This is a genomic window from Chroogloeocystis siderophila 5.2 s.c.1 (genome assembly GCF_001904655.1).
GTDB lineage: Bacteria > Cyanobacteriota > Cyanobacteriia > Cyanobacteriales > Chroococcidiopsidaceae > Chroogloeocystis > Chroogloeocystis siderophila.
This window is the reverse complement of record NZ_MRCC01000025.1, coordinates 1-16,539: the sequence shown is the minus strand read 5'-3', so window position 1 is coordinate 16,539 and position 16,539 is coordinate 1. Positions and strand designations below refer to the sequence as shown.

At 43.4% G+C, this 16,539-nt stretch carries 12 protein-coding genes and 1 pseudogene; 9 read left to right on the top strand and 4 right to left on the bottom strand.

Annotated features, from left to right (window positions below):
• Positions 1-489: 489 nt before the first annotated feature.
• Entirely contained in the window at positions 490-1,359 is an 870-nt protein-coding gene (locus NIES1031_RS21405) for a branched-chain amino acid ABC transporter permease (protein WP_073551475.1), read from the top strand.
• A gap of 151 nt (positions 1,360-1,510) precedes the next feature.
• On the opposite strand, the gene psaX is transcribed toward NIES1031_RS21405, so the two are convergent.
• Both psaX and lipA read right to left on the bottom strand, forming a co-directional pair.
• The gene (gene psaX / locus NIES1031_RS21400) at positions 1,511-1,648 is read right to left on the bottom strand and encodes a photosystem I protein PsaX (RefSeq protein ID WP_015190452.1); all 138 of its coding nucleotides are present in this window, start codon (positions 1,646-1,648) and stop codon (positions 1,511-1,513) included.
• A 167-nt stretch (positions 1,649-1,815) separates the two neighbouring features.
• A complete protein-coding gene (lipA, locus tag NIES1031_RS21395; RefSeq protein WP_073551474.1) occupies positions 1,816-2,709 on the bottom strand; it encodes a lipoyl synthase in 894 nt (297 codons plus the stop codon).
• Positions 2,710-3,255: 546 nt separating this feature from the next.
• Here lipA and NIES1031_RS21390 point away from each other — a divergent pair.
• The 7 genes from NIES1031_RS21390 (at position 3,256) to NIES1031_RS21360 (ending at position 12,460) form a co-directional block, all read left to right on the top strand.
• A complete protein-coding gene (locus tag NIES1031_RS21390; protein ID WP_073551473.1) occupies positions 3,256-3,807 on the top strand; it encodes a response regulator transcription factor in 552 nt (183 codons plus the stop codon).
• A gap of 362 nt (positions 3,808-4,169) precedes the next feature.
• Positions 4,170-4,529: a hypothetical protein gene (locus tag NIES1031_RS24025; protein WP_073551472.1), complete on the top strand. Its 360-nt coding sequence runs from the start codon at positions 4,170-4,172 to the stop codon at positions 4,527-4,529.
• A gap of 381 nt (positions 4,530-4,910) precedes the next feature.
• Positions 4,911-6,239 carry a class I SAM-dependent methyltransferase gene (locus NIES1031_RS21380; protein WP_073551471.1) on the top strand — a complete coding sequence of 443 codons (1,329 nt, stop codon included), beginning with the start codon at positions 4,911-4,913 and terminating at the stop codon, positions 6,237-6,239.
• 16 nt (positions 6,240-6,255) lie between these two features.
• On the top strand, positions 6,256-8,082 hold the full coding sequence (locus tag NIES1031_RS21375; protein ID WP_073551470.1) for a TonB-dependent receptor: 1,827 nt from the start codon (positions 6,256-6,258) through the stop codon (positions 8,080-8,082).
• 198 nt (positions 8,083-8,280) lie between these two features.
• On the top strand, positions 8,281-9,783 hold the full coding sequence (locus tag NIES1031_RS21370) for a two-component system sensor histidine kinase NtrB (protein ID WP_073551469.1): 1,503 nt from the start codon (positions 8,281-8,283) through the stop codon (positions 9,781-9,783).
• Positions 9,761-11,083, top strand: a complete 1,323-nt coding sequence (locus NIES1031_RS21365; protein WP_073551468.1) for a sigma-54-dependent transcriptional regulator — start codon at positions 9,761-9,763, stop codon at positions 11,081-11,083. The genes NIES1031_RS21370 and NIES1031_RS21365 overlap by 23 nt, the downstream gene beginning before the upstream one ends.
• 3 nt (positions 11,084-11,086) lie before the next feature.
• The gene (locus NIES1031_RS21360; RefSeq protein ID WP_073551467.1) at positions 11,087-12,460 is read left to right on the top strand and encodes an RNA polymerase factor sigma-54; all 1,374 of its coding nucleotides are present in this window, start codon (positions 11,087-11,089) and stop codon (positions 12,458-12,460) included.
• A 237-nt stretch (positions 12,461-12,697) separates the two neighbouring features.
• Here the strand turns inward: NIES1031_RS21360 and NIES1031_RS25845 are convergent.
• Positions 12,698-14,038 (bottom strand): annotated as a pseudogene (locus NIES1031_RS25845) (GntP family permease).
• A 278-nt stretch (positions 14,039-14,316) separates the two neighbouring features.
• The gene (locus NIES1031_RS21350; protein WP_073551466.1) at positions 14,317-15,840 is read right to left on the bottom strand and encodes a YifB family Mg chelatase-like AAA ATPase; all 1,524 of its coding nucleotides are present in this window, start codon (positions 15,838-15,840) and stop codon (positions 14,317-14,319) included.
• Positions 15,841-15,906: 66 nt separating this feature from the next.
• On the opposite strand from NIES1031_RS21350, the gene NIES1031_RS21345 reads away from it, so the two are divergent.
• The gene (locus NIES1031_RS21345) at positions 15,907-16,248 is read left to right on the top strand and encodes a histidine triad nucleotide-binding protein (protein ID WP_218596918.1); all 342 of its coding nucleotides are present in this window, start codon (positions 15,907-15,909) and stop codon (positions 16,246-16,248) included.
• The last annotated feature ends 291 nt before the right edge of the window (positions 16,249-16,539 follow it).

Sequence of the window (16,539 nt, the reverse complement as noted above, 5' to 3'; positions counted from 1 at the left end):
TGCTTAATAATTGAGGATGCATCAGCATTGAGACAAAATAGATTAAACTCAACTCTCAGCAAAGCCAACCCGTCATCATTATGTATTCCCTAAATTTGTCTAAGTTAATCATCTAAATATTTTTTTAACTGACGCACAGTCATTTTTCGATAATGACTAGACGAGCGCGATCGCCAATAGATAGTAATGTCGCTATTCACTTGAGTGAGTTCAGTAAAAAGCATTCTTTATTGTTAATCTGTTTTCTACACGACAGTTGTGATATAAAACACGCGCTGCTAGACCTCATTTGCGGTCTGAGAGAATAGCAGCAGTCAGTAACAACGAAACGAGAAACCGCAAAGATAATTAATTTTCATCAAGTTACTACTCGCTGAATGCTAGTTTTACACCAGTAGTTTTCTCTTGTCTGAAGCGTCATGGTACAACCATAGATAATTGTTGCCTTTTGAGTGCAATTCACACATCTCAACACGCAGATTAACTTAGATGGACGTACAACAAGCTCAACTCATCGTTAATGGAATTGCAGTCGGTAGCATCATTGCTTTAGCTGCGGTGGGGTTAACACTAACATATGGAATATTGCGTCTAGCAAACTTTGCGCATGGCGACTTTATGACGTTAGGCGCTTATCTGACGCTCGTTGCTAATACTGTAGGAAATATTAATATCTGGCTATCGATGGTTCTTGGGGCGCTTGGTACAGTAGTTGCGATGCTACTATCAGAAAAATTACTGTGGTCGCGAATGCGTGCCAACCGCGCGACTTCTACAACATTGATTATCCTTTCGATTGGACTTGCGCTTTTCATCCGCTATGCGATTGTTTTTGTTTGGGGTGGTAGCAATCAAGCTTACAATCTGCCCATTTCTCCAGCGAGAAACATTTTCGGGCTAAAAATCCCCCAAAATCAAATCATTGTTCTCGCTTTAGCCGTACTAGCAATTCTGAGTTTGCACTATCTATTACAGAATACAAAAGTTGGTAAAGCAATGCGTGCGGTTGCAGACGATATCGATCTTGCTCGCGTTTCTGGGATTAATGTTGACCAAGTAATCATTTGGACTTGGACGATCGCAGGGAGTTTAACTGCTTTAGGCGGTAGTATGTATGGCTTAGTTACCGCAGTCCGTCCTAATATGGGTTGGTTTCTGATTTTGCCAATGTTTGCTTCAGTCATTCTTGGCGGAATTGGCAATCCTTACGGCGCGATCGCTGCTGCTTTAATTATTGGGATATCACAGGAAGTGAGTACACCTTTTCTTGGTTCGCAATACAAACAAGGTGTAGCGCTATTCATTATGATTTTAGTACTTCTGATTCGTCCTAAAGGACTGTTTAAAGGAACAATCTAAGGACGATTTGAGCTTAGGAGTTAAGTGTTAGTGGCTTGGTGGCTACCTTACCTCCAACACCCAACAAGACGCTATGCAGCTATCATCAGCACCTTATGACAGACATAGCTCCCTAACACTCAAATCATGCCTAACGCACATATGCTTTAACTTAAGGATTAATAATGCGGAAATAAATCGCAGCGACTAAGAAGTTACCTGCTAGCAAGATGAGCGAAATGATCGTCCGATAAGGATAGGGAGGATTACCTGTTTTAATCGTGGCATCTTTTGTAGCTTGAGAAGTCATCAGAACCAACTCCTAATGTTGTAACTTATTAAGAAATACCAAACATTGGTTTCTTTGAGTACATTTCTCTAGAAATATTTTCAAAGGAGCAACAAGCGAGCGGCTAAAGTCAGTTAGTGTCAGCTACTGACCTTTGACCTCCAAACCCTGACCTCTAATCGACTTTCCTAGCCCTCTCCAGCATGATAAGAACTCCGCACCAATGGACCCGAACGAACGTGCGCAAAGCCGATATCGCGGGCGATCGCGCCTAAATGTTCAAATTCTTCGGGTGTCCAGTATTTTTGCACTGGAAGGTGTGCAAGCGAAGGGCGCATATATTGACCAATCGTAATGCGATCGCACCCTACTGCCCGCAAGTCTGCCATTGTTTCCACAATTTCAGCTTCGCTTTCGCCGTGTCCTAGCATTAACCCAGATTTTGTTGGAATACTTGCATTCAGTTCTTTGACAATTTGGAGAACGTGTAGCGAGCGATCGTATTTAGCCCCACGGCGTACAGATCCTTGTAAGCGGCGTACTGTTTCAATATTGTGGTTATAACACGCTGGTTTTGCTTGGACGACTGTCGCGATGCGATCGCGTTGTCCTGTTTCTTTAGAAGTACCACCCCAAAAATCTGCTGTGAGAACCTCAATTTGTATCTCTGGGTTATCTTCGCGGATCGCTTCCATCGTTTTCACAAACCAACTCGCACCTTGATCCGGTAGATCGTCCCGCGCTACCGAAGTCAAAACCACATAGCGTAACCCCAATAACTGCACAGCTTCTGCTACCTTGCGCGGTTCGTCAGGATCTAATGGCATGGGTGCGTGACCTTTATCAACTTGACAAAATGCACAAGACCTAGTGCAAGTAGGCCCCATTAGTAAAAATGATGCTGTTTTTTGCGCGTAACACTCACCACGGTTAGGACAGCGACCTTCTTCACAGATAGTATGAATTTGACGCTGCTTAATAATTCTTTGAACTGTAGATAGTTCGCTAGCTTTTCCAATCGGACGACGCAACCATGCAGGTACTGGTTCTAACTTGAGTTCGGAAGCAGGCGATTTATTCATAAACACTTAGTAAAATTGCAGCAGCAGCAGATAAAAACCTGTTAATACTTAAGTAATCTTCTCTATAAACTATAGGCTATCTACTCAATAGAGATCTGAATCAGCCTAATAGTCACAGTAAACAATTCATGACTTACGCAGCACGGCTGATTTTTTAGTAATCCCAGTTGTACGCTCTTAATGAAGCTCAAGCGCAACTACCGTAGATTTACTTAAATCATTAGCATACTTAAAATTGCCTGAGTTTAGTATCAGTAAAATTTCTCTTGGACTGAGATCAGCAGCAGCGTTAAGTTTATCCTATAGCGTTATTGTTACAAACTATAGGTAAAAATGCCACACTGGCAACTTCGGCGATATTTAAAATACTGCCAATGTTATGCGCACTCGGCAGGTTATGGGAATAGGTCATAAAATTGCGTCACTTTTTCCCTACTACTAAGCTAAAACTGCTTTCTTTCCTATTTTTTTCTAAACACTTAGTAACGAAAACTACTTAAAAATTTACTATTTATTATTTTTATCTTATTTGAGGGAGCCATCGCTGTGAGAAGTAATAAAATTCTCGTTATTGACGATAGTCGCGTAATTCGAGCACGCGTTAAGGAAATGTTACCGCCTGGTAATTTTGTCGTTTTAGAAGCAAAAGATGGTGTAGAAGGTCTAAAACTAATATCGCAAGAATCACTAAGTTTAATTATGCTAGATTTTCTTCTGCCTAAGCTTAGTGGATGGGAAGTCTTTCAGCAAATTCAACAAAATAATAATTGGCAAAAAATTCCTTTAGTCTTGATGTCTGGACGCAAGGAAGAAGTCTTAGAAAAAATTCAGGAGCCGTTTGAGTATTTTGAATTTATTTCAAAACCGTTTGAACAAAGAGAATTAGTTGCTGCAATTAAGTCAGCCATGCAAAAGGCAAAACTACCCCGCACAGAAGGTATTATTAATCCTACTGCGATCCAGGTTCCTCTAGAAGATGCAAATCTGAATGAAGTACAACTATTAACTGAAAAAGTTACAAAGATGCAAACTGAAATAAACCAATTAAAAAAACAAATAGCACAACTTATAACTTGGCTGCATCATCGTGCTAGCTAGCCCTAAACGATTAAAGCTATTGACTTTAAACAAGTTATATGCATATGAGCTACAGTCATGGCTGTAGCTTCTCGTATTGGCGCTCAAAAACTTGTTCATGTTTTAACCTAGTTTAGTTACAAGGGACTGCTTTTATAGTCTTAGTCAGTAGAGTTAGAACATTATCAAAGCGCATCATGATTTCCCTGACTCCTGCTATAGTTATGCAAAATGGTCAACATTTTTGGCATCTTTTTTGCACATAGAGATTGCGTATCGCAATTAAATTGCGCACATAACCCTAGAAAGAGCCAAACTACATAACTGATAGTTTGCTTGTTCTAAAGGGATTTGTACTTTACGACAAATGAAGGACTCCCATCATGAGTCGATTTACTCATACTTTGATTCTCCGTTGGGGAGCAGGTGCGCTCTTCGCGCTTGCGCTTGCACCTCTCCTTGCTGAAACTGCTGCGGCAACAGTGCGTACCTCCACGCCGGAACTTGGTTTGGCAAACTCGGAAGTGCTCTATGCTCAGCAAAAAGGAGCTAAAGGCGTTAAGGGACAACCAACTATACCACCCAAAGGTGTTGAACCACCGCCACCCAAAGGTGTTGAACCACCGCCACCCAAAGGTGTTGAACCACCGCCACCCAAAGGTGTTGAACCACCGCCACCCAAAGGTGTTGAACCACCGCCACCCAAAGGTGTTGAACCACCGCCACTGCCTCCAACCTTATAACTTGGAACTAGCAGCATAAGTCTTTCCTTCTCGTTTTGTCGCTTTCACACAGAGCATCGATGAGATAGCACTATTCGTGAAAGCCACTAAAATTTGACCAGGCAGTACTAATTAAACGGTGCTGAGTGTGTGAGACTGATCAACTCCGCACTCAGCGGTTTTGTTTTCACACTCCTTGAAGATTCTTTTTATAGCCATAGTCAATAGAGTTAGGACATGATCAAAGCTCATAGTGATTTCTCTGAGAGAAGTTTAACTCTGACCTCTGTTACATATCTAGTTCGACTAATTGGTTTTAGTTCCTGAATCCGTATAAAAAGCCGAATAACCTTTTTCCTCTGCTCAATAATTTGATAACACATCTATCGACTTTTTATTCCTATGAGTCTTTCAATTGATCGCCTCAACGCTATTTTTCACCAATACGAAACGGCTCCCTATCCAGCAACTCCAATTGATCAGCCGATTCAGCCAGATCCGAGTAAGCTTTATCAGCAGACGATCGCTACGCCCTACTATTTACAACATCGTCGCGTCGTGAATCCGCAGGATAAAGTGATTCTTGACGTTGGTTGCGGTAGTGGTTTAACTTCGCTCGTTCTCGCGATCGCCAATCCAGGCGCACGCGTAATTGGCGTTGATGTCTCACCTGCTTCCATCGCTATGGCACAAAAGCGAGTGTCACACTTGAACGGGGTGCAACTTGAGTTTCAGGTGCTGTCGGCGGAAGAACTACCGCGCTTGGGAGTAGAGTTTGACTACATCAACTGTGATGAAGTGCTGTATTTACTACCCGATCCGGTTGAAGGGCTGCAAACGATGAAAGTAGTGTTAAAGCCTGATGGCATTATTCGTGCCAATCTGCACAGCATAATTCAACGACAGCATTTTTACCGCGCGCAAAAGATGTTTGAACTGATGGGATTGTTTCACGAAAATGTAGGTGAAACCGAAGAAGCATTGGTACGAGAAACAATGAACGCGATGCCAAGCTGGGTTGATCTCAAAGCAAAAACTTGGACCCCTGGTACCGATGGTGAAGTGACGAATCAAGTGATTCGGATGAACTATTTGCTGCAAGGAGACAAAGGCTATACCATTCCGAATCTATTCGATATGCTTGCAGCCGCAGGACTCAGCTTAATTGAAATGGTGAATTGGCAGCAATGGGATCTCACACCGCTTTTTGGTTCAATCGAGCAAATGCCCGCGTTTATCGGCTTAAGCTTGCCGATGCTTTCCTACCGGCAACAGCTTGAGCTTTTTGAGCTAATTCATCCGATTCATCGTCTGCTTGACTTTTGGTGTACTCATGTAGAGACGGGTTTGGCTGCACCGATGCCTTTTCATAAAAATTTGCCAGCGCTCCACAGTAGCGATCGCGTTCACCTGCATCCTCAATTAAAAACGCCTGCGGTTCGCGATGCGATTCGGGAATCTGCTCAGCACAATCGTCCCATAGCGATCAATCAATGCCTGTCGATTTTAGGCGCAAAGACAATTACTGTAGACGGTAACATCGCGGCTTGTTTGCTACCACTATGGGAAGCACCACAATCTGTTGCAACAATTGCCAAACGCTGGCAGCAAATTAGACCTTTAGATCCTTGTACGCTTAAGCCTGTTTCTGACGAGCAAGCACTAAAACAAGTAACAGATTTGTTAGCGACGCTCTTGACTGATTTGTATGTGATGGTTGAAAAACCTTGAATCATAAATCGCTGTCATGCTATTGATAGCAACTCCTGTGGCTGCACTGGTAACAGCAACGGCACTTCCAGTCGCAATGCATATGGCTCAAGCAAATCAAGCAGCCCCTACTACCCAAGCTCAGTCACAGAACAATTTCACCGCGATTACCGAAATCGGCGTGACTGCACCGATCAGTGGTCGTACTGTTTTGGAAGCAGAGGGATTTGACTATTCATTGCGACAATACTTTGCAGGCACAGCAAAAAATCTGAACTACCGCTTTGATATCTCTACTCGCTTCAACAACAGCATTTTTGATGCACAAGGGAATTTGCTGCCCAACGGTAGCTTTGGTAGCGACGACTCAACGCAACTCGATGCGTTTGGCAGCGCCAATATTTATCTCAGTAAAACTGAGCGCTTGCAGTTCACATTCCGCACTGTCCAACAGTTTGATCGTGTCAATGTTGTCCCCGATGAAGATCTTTTACAAACGCCTGAACGACAGCAGGCGCAGGGAATTCGCCGCCGCGTCACGATAAGAAATACCGATCCTCCTGGAACAGCGTCTACCGACCTCAGCGTCGGCTATACAAATGATAATGTTGCAGGCAGTGTTGTGTCGCTTTCTAGCTACTACAGTCAATCGCGCTATGTTGAACGCAGCTTGTTAGATGATCGCAACGGCTTTTTTGATGGCATTATCCGCACGGGATCGGGCAGCGAGTTGATTGGGGGACAACTGCAAGTAGAAACGCCGCTGTTGAATCGCGTCCGTTTACGCTGGGGAGCCGACTACGAGCATCAAGCCAAAAATGCGCTTCAGCTGGAGTTTTTTAATGAACAAATTTACGACCTCAGTAACGGACAGGTTGCCCAAAAGACAAGTGAAGCGACTTATGTACCGCCATACGAGTTAGAAAGCCTCGGCGTGTTTGCCTCAGTAGATTGGCAGATCAACGATCGCATACAGCTAAGTGGTGGAATTCGGCACAACTGGCTTCAGCTGCAAATCGACGACTACATTCCGTTATACGACAGTGACTTCAACCGTTACAACGGTACGGCGATCGCTGGCAGTGTCCTTCAATTTAACGATCTATTGTTCAATGTGAGCCTTGTTTACAAACTAACACCAACGCTCCAGCTTTATACCCAGTTTTCTCAAGATTTCTTTATTGCTGATTATGGCTTTAGTATTCTCAGCTATTCGCCCAGAGACTTTAGCATCGATCCTGAATTGACACTGTTTCAGCCGCAGAAAGTGAATTATTATCAAATCGGGCTTCAAGGCAATTGGCAACAAGTCCAAGCGTCGCTGTCTGCATTCTACAACGAGTCCAATCTAGGAGCCGCTTACACGACGTTACCCAGTGGTGGTGTTGAGCTTGTGCGCGCGCCACAGCGCAACTATGGCATTGAAGCCGCAATCGACTGGCAGCCATCTACCAACTGGCAACTTGGAGGCACTCTGAGCTACAGTTTCGGCGAAAATGACGCGGACCAAGATGGAAACTATTTGGCGCTGAGTAGCTACGAGATTTTTCCTGTAACGTTGAGTGCGTATATCGAAAATCAAACGCTGCCAAACTGGCGCAACCGCTTGCAGCTATCACAGGTTAACAATCGTCACGCCGGATTTCAAGCTGGATCTGACCCATTATCGATTGACGGCTACACTGTTGTGAATTTTTCCAGCACGCTCAATATGGGGCAGGGTGAGTTAACTTTGGACATTCAGAATCTCTTAAACGAGCAGTATCAAACCGTAAATTCACAACTCGACGGCTTTACTGATGAAACGCTCAATCTACCTGCTAGAGGTAGAACTGTTAGCCTAACCTACCGCATCCGATGGTAGATGATTTAGGCAAAGTAGGACAAAAAAGCAACCACAATTCTCTTTAGCGTAGAGGAAACTAATAGCTGAACTTGCACCATTAACCTACTTATTTCACAAAGTTTGTATCATCTTGCTTAGAGATAATAAGTCATATTAGTAATTAAGGAAAATATGCGTAGTAGTCATTCCAACCAAGTGCTATACATCACAACGTAAATGACAAAGAATATTGTCCCGCAACGTTGGACACTTCAGCAACAATTAACAATTCTCATCGCGCTATTTTTATGCTTGGGTGGAGCGGCGTTGTGGCTATTAGCAGAGTTATTTCATAGTCGGGAAAGTGCGATCGCAGCCCGAACGCAAGGCGAGTTAGCGCGTGCGAATGCGCGCTTGATGCAACACTTTTGGGAAGGAAATCCCAGTCGCAGCCCTATCCTTGTCGGCAAGAAGTGGGATAACTATCTTTGGAAGTTATCATATGCAGCGTTGAGTGACTTTCCGCGAGTCGAAGGCGGTTTTTACATCTATAGTGAGAATCAACTCTTAGGTTATGCATATCCTACGCACGGCGGACCTGTTCCTAAACGCGATATTCCCCCTGCGGAAAAAGGCAAAATTTTGGAATTAGTTGCAAGTGCAAGTCGGCAGCACTTACCACAGGAAATGGTACTTTATCCGCAACTCGATATTGTTGTCCTACGTGCCGATCCTTTGCCGTTTGATGGCGCAGTGTGGACGATGAAGCGGATTCCACGATCGACGGATGCGCGATCGCAACTCCTCACGACACTGGTGATCGTGATGGTCTTGTGCGTTGTCGGGTGGACTGTTTATATCACAGTACAATTACGCACTGGGGTACTGCAATTACAACAAGGTATTAAAGCAATTGAACAAGGTAAAGCCAATCTCATTCCGCCACTTCCTGCTGAAATGGGACAAGTAGGAGCATCAATTAATACAATGCAACAGCGTCGTAAAGAGTTAGAACAGCGATTGCGACGGATGGATCGCTTAGCTTCGTTAGGACAGCTTGTTGCGGGTGTCGCGCATGAAGTGCGTAATCCTTTAGCCAGTATGCGCCTCAATTTACAATATGTTAAGCGGCAGCTACACAAGCAAGATATTATCAATTTACCAATTCCTAGTTTACTAGAGCAAGTAGATCGCTTGGAAACATTAGTCAAAAGGTTACTTTACTTCGATAAAACCCAACAAGAAGAAGAATTTGTCAATGTTTCCTTAGAAGCGATCGCGATTGAATCTGTTTCCTTACTGCGCCCCCAAGCGGAACAACAAAATATTGATTTAACGTATTTCCCCGCACCCGAACCACTACCAGAAATTTCACTACAACGTCGCGGCATTGAACAAGTTGTCTTAAATTTAATTCTCAATGCGATTCAAGCGAGTTTTCTGTCTGGAGAAGTCAAAGTGGGAGTAGAACAACAAGATAAATATTTAATTGTATGGGTAGAAGATCGCGGTGTCGGAATTCTGCCAGAACAACAAGAACGAATTTTTGACCCGTTTTACTCGACTAAAGCTGATGGAACTGGATTAGGACTAGCAATCAGCCATGAAATTGTGACGCATCACGGAGGATATATCGATTTACAGTCGCGCCCTGGCTGGACAAAGTTTAGTGTGTATTTACCATTAGACCAAGTAGCACTTGTTACTAATTCACAATATGGCAAAAATTTTCATTATTGATGATGAAAAACCGTTGCGTCAGGCGATGGCACAAATACTGCAAGATGAAGGTCACACCATTATTGAAGCAAAAGACGGTAGCCAAGGATTAAAAATTATTAAAGATAGTATTGCGCTAGGCGATCGCCTTGACTTAGTGTTTCTCGACTTAAAAATGCCACGCACGCAGGGAATGACCGTATTAAAAAACTTAGGCAAAATACTCTTTGAGCTACCTGTAATTGTAATGACTGCGTATGGTACAAGCCGGACTGCGATTGAAGCTATGCAGTTAGGTGCCTACGATTATTTAACCAAACCATTTGATTTAGATACTTTAGTCGAGCTTACCAAAAAAGCACTTTCGCATCATCAAGCATCAGTTTACCGCATCAGTGCTGAAACGCTCAGTCAAAACGCCGACGAAATGCTAGGGCGATCGCCGTTGATGCAAAATGTCTTTAAACTCATTGGTCGAATCGCTCAAGGTGATTCTACGGTAATCCTTTTAGGCGAATCGGGTACAGGTAAAGAATTGGTCGCGTCGATGCTTCACACGACGAGTTCGCGTAGTAAAGGACCATTAGTCAAAGTTAATTGCGCAGCGCTTCCAGAACATTTATTAGAAGCCGAATTGTTTGGACACGAAAAAGGCGCGTTTACGGGTGCAGATCACCTGCGCATCGGTCGTTTTGAGCAAGCGAATGGCGGAACTCTATTTTTAGATGAAATTGGCGAACTAACGCCAGTGATTCAAAGTAAATTATTGCGTGTTTTACAAGATCGCTCATTTGAACGCTTAGGAAGTAACCAAACACGTACAGTAGATGTGCGCATTTTAGCAGCAACGAATCGTAACTTAGAAGAAATGGTACGTAGTAACCAATTTCGTGAAGATTTGTATTATCGCTTGAATGTTGTACGAGTAGAATTACCTGCGTTGCGCGATCGCATAGAAGATATCAATCTTCTCACGCAACATTTTTTAAGTCGAATTGCCTTGAAGCAAGGGTATCCGAGTTTAGCGATTGCCGAAACAGCAATGAAAAAACTCCAAAGTTATCCGTTTCCAGGAAACGTCCGCGAGTTACAAAACATTCTCGAACGCGCCGCTGTTCTTTCCGGCGGACGACCCATTTTACCCGAACATCTTATTTTTACGCAAAACGAGCAACCTCAACTCAACTTAGCGCAAGCTGTAGCGCAACTCGAACAAGATTTGATTCGTCGCGCGTTACTCCTCGATCCGCAAGAACCACATAAAGCGTTAGGTTTGGATCAGCAAACGTTTATTCAGAAACGCCAGCAGTGGAATTTATAGCGTATGGTTATTGGTTCTACCCAGTCACTGACAACGCGCTTGCAAACGGATACTGTTCTTTATCCTACATTACGGCAACTCGTGCGCTTGCTGTCTTGCGATCGCAACCAAGTGATTAAACATCTGCAAGCGGAAGCAAAGGAAAACCCGTTTTTACTGGAAACACCGACAGAAGAACGCGACTCGCTTATTAGCGACGTTTTACCACAGTGGTACGATGTCCAAGCCGCAAGTTCAACAATACAAGAGCATTTATACGGACAGATCGCCGCGTTGTCAATTTCAACTCAGCAACGCGAAGCACTAATTTATCTTACCCAGTGGTTATCGAGTGCAGGATACTTAGAACAAACTCCCGAAACTTGGACAAAAGGGACTTCTTGGAGTCCTCAAGAACTAGAAAGATGCGTACCAATCCTGCAAAGTCTCGATCCACCAGGAATTGGCGCGCGTTCGTTACGCGAATGTTTGCTATTACAACTTCAAGATTGTACAGAGGATCTTGCTAAAATCTTGATTTGCGACTACTTAGAAGAATTAGCCGATTGTGTTGGTAATTCTTCGACGGCGATTGAGAATTGTGAAAGACTACGGCAACAACTGAACAGTTCATTGCAACTGTCTACTAAAATAACTTACAAAGATTTGCAAGTGGCGATCGCGCAAATTCAAACTTTAGAACCGCGCCCTGCAAGAAACTTTGGTTACAGCAATACACCCATTATCACACCTGATTTACAAGCAGAACTGACAGTCCATCAAACTTGGCAAGTTTCTTTAATCGCGCAACCGCGTCAGCGATTTTGTCTTAATCAAGAAGCAATTCATTTGTTACAGCAACCGCAAGCAAAAGCACAAAACAAACAACGTTTAGAAAATCTGCTACAAAAAGCGCAAAGTTTACTCACAGCGCTCGATCAATGGCAAGAAAATTTGCTCAAAGTCGGACAGTTTCTAGTCGAACGCCAAAAAGCTTTTTTACATAGCCAAGATGCGTTAGATTTAATTCCCACACCGCAACAAATTGTCGCGCAATCGGTGGGATTGAGTAACGCCACCGTCAGTAGAATTGTACGTGGTAGGTATTTGCGCGTGTGTGGAACGCGCGATCGCACAATTCCCTTAGCATCGTTGTGCGTTCCAGTGTCTGTAGGCGGACGTACACCCCAACAAATTCAACAACTCCTCCTACAAGCTGTCGCGGAAGAATCTGCCGATCAGCCTTACACTGACGAACAACTTGTCCAACTTTTAAAGCTTCGCTATCATCTTTCCATCGCTCGTAGAACAGTTGCCAAATACCGTAAAGCCGCAGGAATTGCACCCACTTCTATGCGTCGTCACCGCGAGGATGGATCGTCGATGTGCAGTGACTAATTTAAGGCTAGCTCAATAAACTTGATGAGTCCAAAGCCCCAACAACTGCGCTATGGCTAGCGATAGTAGGGGTCAGAGGTCAGGGATCAGGGTTAAACTCCCCTTAGAGAAGTCAATACAAGCTTCGATAATGTCCTAACTCTATTAACTAGGGCTATAAAAGCCAGTTAGAATAAAGGCTCAGAACTTCCACCCCAACTTACTTTTAATCCTGACCTCTGCTATGAAACTCTAGGATTAAGTTACAAGACTAATAATCCAAACAATAATTCCTGCGGCAACGCCTTCAGTCAAAGTCCCCAAAGTTTGCAGCTTGAATGCTTGTTCAGTCGTCATCCGAGAAAACTGCGAAACCACCCAAAAATAGCTGTCATTAGCGTGCGATACAACCATCGCCCCAGCCCCGATCGCAACTACAGTTAGTGCTCGATCAATCGGTGCATCGAGATTGAGAACTCCGACTAACGGTGCTAGCAATGTTGCTGTTGTCACAATCGCAACTGTCGAAGAACCTTGCGCAGTTTTAATTCCAGAGGAAATGATAAACGGTAAAAAGATGCCTAAATTTCCTCCGGCTAAGTTCTTACCAATCACTTCAGCAATCCCAGAATTTTGCAAAACTCTCCCAAACGCACCACCAGCACCTGTAATCAAGATAATTGCTGCGGAGTCGAGTAATGCTTTTCCTACCCAACCGCGATCCGAAAGCAGTTCTCAATTAAACTTTTTGGGCAAACTCCAGGAAATGAGGACGCCAATAAGTAAAGCAATTAAAGGGGTGCCAACAAAACTCACAAAAGTTTGTAAGAACCCTTCACCTAACGGGTTCGTTGGGTAATCGGCTATCGATTTAGCTAAGATCAGCACAATTGGAATCGCAATTGGTAAGAAAGCCTGGATTGCCGAAGGACCTTCCTGCATAATTTGATTAATTTCTGCTTCGCTAAATTCTGGTTCTGGATCAATATACGTACGGCTACCAAATCTTAAGGCAAATAGCCAACCGATTAATAAAGCAGGTATCGAAACGGCTAATCCCCAAACAATGACTAGTCCTAAATCAGCTTCGAGTAATCCAGCAGCGGCGATTGGTCCTGGGGTTGGTGGTACCATCGTGTGTGTTGCATACAATCCTAGACTTAGGGCGATCGCACTCACGGCTAAAGACATTCCTGCTTTTTTGGTCAATGCCTTATTTAACGGTGATAAAATCACAAATCCCGAATCACAAAATACTGGAATTGCCACAATGTAACCAATAATTGCCATTGCTAGCGGTACATTCTTTCTTTTTGTTAGCTTCAGTACGCTATCTGCTAAGGTAAACGCCCCACCTGATTTTTCTAAGAAAGTTCCCAGAATGATACCAGCAACAATCACAATCCCGATTGAACCCAGTGTTCTCCCAAACCCATCAGAGACTGATTCAACAACTTCATCTAATGGCATTCCTGCTAGAATGCCGAAACCTAAAGCAGCAAAAATTAAAGCCAGAAATGGATGAAGCTTGAGCTTTGTGGTAGAAAAAACAATAAAAGCGACCGAAATTAGTAAAAGTATAATCAGCCAAGGTTGCATTTGATTTTTTCCTATTTAGAGCCTCACAATAAAATGTTTGATTGCAATCTCAAGTGTGAGCTTTATGCAATGAGAGAAACCTTGGAAATTCTACAAAACAATGCAGTGCAATAACTACCCCCGCAAGATGGATAGCCGAAATGCATTAATTATCTGTTGTAATGAATGCTTGAGCGGGATATTTAAGTAAGTTTAGTTTTATCAAACAATATAAATAATATTTAAATTAAAATAGCAATTTTGTTAAAATGAAAACAAGTATTACTTTTAATAAAAATTTACTGCATTCTGTCGATGGTACGATACTGAATCGCTTCAGCAACATGATGAACTTGCAAATCTTCATCGCCAGCTAAATCAGCAACCGTCCGCGCTACTTTGAGGATGCGATCGCTTGCTCGTGCAGATAAGCCTAATTTTCTAATTGCGCCTTCAAGTAAAGTCGTTGCAGCAGTATCTAATTGACACCAAGTCCTTAAGTCACTACTTTGCATAGCCGCATTACAGCGAATTTTTGCATCATTGAAGCGCTTGAGTGCGCGATCGCGTGCGGCTTCGACTCGGTGTCGCACACTACTTGATGGTTCTCCGTTGGGCTGTTGCGTAATTTCTTCTGGCTTCAGACGATTCACCGCAACTTGTAAATCAATTCGATCCATCAATGGACCCGATAGTTTTGCCCAGTATTGCTCTCTTTGGCGTGGCGAACAAGTACACGGTTGAATTGAATCTCCATAATAACCGCAAGGACAAGGATTCGTACTTGCAACCAAGGTAAACTGCGCTGGAAAAACAACAGATTGCCGCGTACGCGATACGGTAACATAGCCATCTTCTAGTGGCTGGCGTAAGAATTCTAAAACATCGCGTTTAAATTCTGTCAGTTCGTCCAAAAATAATACACCGTGGTGTGCCAGGGAAATTTCTCCAGGACGCGGAAAACTACCTCCACCAACCAGCGACGGACCAGAAGCCGAATGATGAGGACTGCGAAACGGGCGATCGCGCACTAAAGAACCGCGATTTTTCAACAACCCAGCAACCGAGTAAATCTGCGTTGCTTCCAAAGCTTCAGCAAAACTCAACGGTGGTAGAATTCCTGGTAGGCGACGCGCAAGCATTGTTTTGCCACTTCCTGGTGGTCCTACGAAAATTAAGTTATGTCCTCCCGCAGCGGCAATTTCTAGCGCCCTGCGTGCGTGTGCTTGACCTTTTACATCTTTCAAGTCTCCACTGTATGAGCGGGTCTTTCCTAAGTGTTGTATATCACTCTTGACTGGCTGATAGCGCTGCGGGTTATTGAGAAAATCAGCCACCTCAGACAAATGCTTAAAACCGTAAACTGATACATCTTGAATAAGTGCAGCTTCTTCGGCATTATCAACAGGTACTACTAAACCGACAATACCAAGTTTCTGGGCAGCAGCTGCGATCGGTAAAACTCCTGCAATTGAACGCAGCGAACCATCAAGCGAGACTTCACCCAAAAAAAGATAGTCTCCTAAAAGTTGAGCGCTGATTTGCTCAGATGCCGCTAATATACCAACACTAATTGGTAAATCAAAGCTTGGACCTTCTTTCCGCACATCAGCAGGCGTTAAATTAATCACAATTTTGCGCATCGGGAAAGCATATCCAGCATTCTTGAGTGCTGTTTTCACCCTTTCCCGCGATTCTTGTACTGCTGCATCAGGAAGTCCGACAACCACAATTCCTGGTAAACCACCAGATACATCGATTTCTACACCCACTTTTAAAGCATCAATACCGACAATTGATGCACTCCAAACCCGCGCTAACATCTTTATTCCCGAACAATAACCCTTTAGAATCTCTAGCAGAATCACATATAAATCAGCATGAGTGAAATCACAGAGACTATTTTCAGCAAAATTATTCGGCGCGAAATCCCTGCCGATATTGTTTACGAAGACGAACTGGTACTTGCTTTTAAAGATGTCAACCCCCAAGCCCCTGTACACATCCTCGTGATTCCCAAAGAACCGATTGCAAAATTAGCCGATGCTGAGTCCAAAGACCACGCACTTATGGGACATCTTCTGCTAACAGCAAAACGCGTAGCACAACAAGCAGGTTTAGAAAATGGCTATCGCGTAGTCATTAACACTGGACCAGATGGCGGTCAAACTGTATATCATTTGCACTTACATATCCTAGGCGGGAGACAAATGAAATGGCCTCCTGGCTGATGTGTCAAAAAAAACTACAGACTTCTAGCTCAATGTGATTTATGCTCAAGTGCGCAGGTTGAACCAAAGCCATGCAGTGCTTTGTTAAGTGTCCCCAATCAAAGCTAAAACAAAAGAAAATTAAATATGCTCTATAAGCAAAAATTATATTTAAATAATTTACAAATCTCAATACAGGCTTTAAGCTATAAAAGTGGGTAGTATATCTACCTGACTTGAGTTTGAAAAATAACACCAAGCAATCATAAAAGTATGACAACAACTCTACAAAGACGCGAAAGCGCATCATTG

Coding starts and splice junctions, on each gene's coding strand:
- NIES1031_RS21380 (WP_073551471.1), top strand. CDS start 4,911: ATGAGTCTTTCAATTGATCGCCTCAACGCTATTTTTCACCAATACGAA.
- NIES1031_RS21370 (WP_073551469.1), top strand. CDS start 8,281: ATGACAAAGAATATTGTCCCGCAACGTTGGACACTTCAGCAACAATTA.
- psaX (WP_015190452.1), bottom strand. CDS start 1,648: ATGACTTCTCAAGCTACAAAAGATGCCACGATTAAAACAGGTAATCCT.
- NIES1031_RS21375 (WP_073551470.1), top strand. CDS start 6,256: ATGCTATTGATAGCAACTCCTGTGGCTGCACTGGTAACAGCAACGGCA.
- lipA (WP_073551474.1), bottom strand. CDS start 2,709: ATGAATAAATCGCCTGCTTCCGAACTCAAGTTAGAACCAGTACCTGCA.
- NIES1031_RS21350 (WP_073551466.1), bottom strand. CDS start 15,840: ATGTTAGCGCGGGTTTGGAGTGCATCAATTGTCGGTATTGATGCTTTA.
- NIES1031_RS21405 (WP_073551475.1), top strand. CDS start 490: ATGGACGTACAACAAGCTCAACTCATCGTTAATGGAATTGCAGTCGGT.
- NIES1031_RS21365 (WP_073551468.1), top strand. CDS start 9,761: ATGGCAAAAATTTTCATTATTGATGATGAAAAACCGTTGCGTCAGGCG.
- NIES1031_RS21360 (WP_073551467.1), top strand. CDS start 11,087: ATGGTTATTGGTTCTACCCAGTCACTGACAACGCGCTTGCAAACGGAT.
- NIES1031_RS24025 (WP_073551472.1), top strand. CDS start 4,170: ATGAGTCGATTTACTCATACTTTGATTCTCCGTTGGGGAGCAGGTGCG.